Annotated in this window: 1 rRNA gene; it reads left to right on the forward strand. The window is 49.8% G+C overall.

Annotated features, from left to right (window positions below):
- A 23S ribosomal RNA gene (locus J0871_RS17230) occupies positions 1-1,398 on the forward strand; the annotation flags it as partial.

The raw sequence follows: 1,398 nt of genomic DNA on the forward strand, positions 1-1,398 counted from the left end.
CGGCGGGACCATCCGCCAAGGCTAAATACTCCTGAGAGACCGATAGTGAACCAGTACCGTGAGGGAAAGGTGAAAAGAACCCTGAACAAGGGAGTGAAATAGATCCTGAAACCATACGCTTACAAGCGGTCGGAGCCCTTTGGGGTGACGGCGTGCCTTTTGCATAATGAGCCTACGAGTTACCGTTTCCAGCAAGGTTAAGCAGTTCAGCTGTGGAGCCGTAGCGAAAGCGAGTCTTAATAGGGCGATTTAAGTTGGTAATGGTAGACGCGAAACCGTGTGATCTACCCTTGGGCAGGTTGAAGCTGTGGTAACACATAGTGGAGGACCGAACCCGTTGACGTTGAAAAGTCTTGGGATGACCTGAGGGTAGGGGTGAAAGGCCAATCAAACTCGGAAATAGCTCGTACTCCCCGAAATGCATTTAGGTGCAGCGGTATAATAGTTTTATAGAGGTAGAGCTACTGATTGGATGCGGGGGCTTCACCGCCTACCAATTCCTGACAAACTCCGAATGCTATAAAATGTTTTATATCAGTGAGGGCATGGGTGCTAAGGTCCGTGTCCGAGAGGGAAAGAACCCAGACCATCAGCTAAGGTCCCCAAATATATGTTAAGTTGAAGAAACGCGGTTGGACTGCCCAGACAGCTAGGATGTTGGCTTGGAAGCAGCCATTCATTTAAAGAGTGCGTAACAGCTCACTAGTCGAGCGGTCCGGCATGGATAATAATCGGGCATAAACATATTACCGAAGCTATGGATTTCATATTTAGATATGGAGTGGTAGGGGAGCATTGTAACAGAGATGAAGGTGTACTGCGAGGTATGCTGGATTGGTTACAAAAGAAAATGTAGGCATAAGTAACGATAATGCAGGCGAGAAACCTGCACACCGAAAGACTAAGGTTTCCCCAGCTATGCTAATCAGCTGGGGGTTAGTCGGGACCTAAGGCGAACCCGAAAGGGGTAGTCGATGGACAACAGATTAATATTTCTGTACTTGCCCCACGTTAAAGCGGACGGAGGCGAACAGTTGGTGCGTGCTGACGGAATAGCACGTTGAAGGGAGTGGTAACACCCCGATAGTACACAAAAGCTTCGGCCGGCGTGATAATCCAGCGAATCGACTTCCAAGAAAAGCGAGTGGTGGCAACCCGTACCGTAAACCGACACAGGTAGTTGGGATGAGAATTCTAAGGTGCTCGAGAGATTCATGGCTAAGGAACTAGGCAAAATGGGCCCGTAACTTCGGGAGAAGGGTCGCCCCGCTTCGGCGGGGCCGCAGTGAAGAGGTCCAGGCGACTGTTTATCAAAAACACAGGGCTCTGCTAAATCGAAAGATGATGTATAGGGCCTGACACCTGCCCGGTGCTGGAAGGTTAAGAGGAGATGTTAGC

The organism is Salegentibacter sp. BDJ18, assembly GCF_017579965.1.
In the GTDB taxonomy this organism is placed as follows: Bacteria; Bacteroidota; Bacteroidia; order Flavobacteriales; family Flavobacteriaceae; genus Salegentibacter.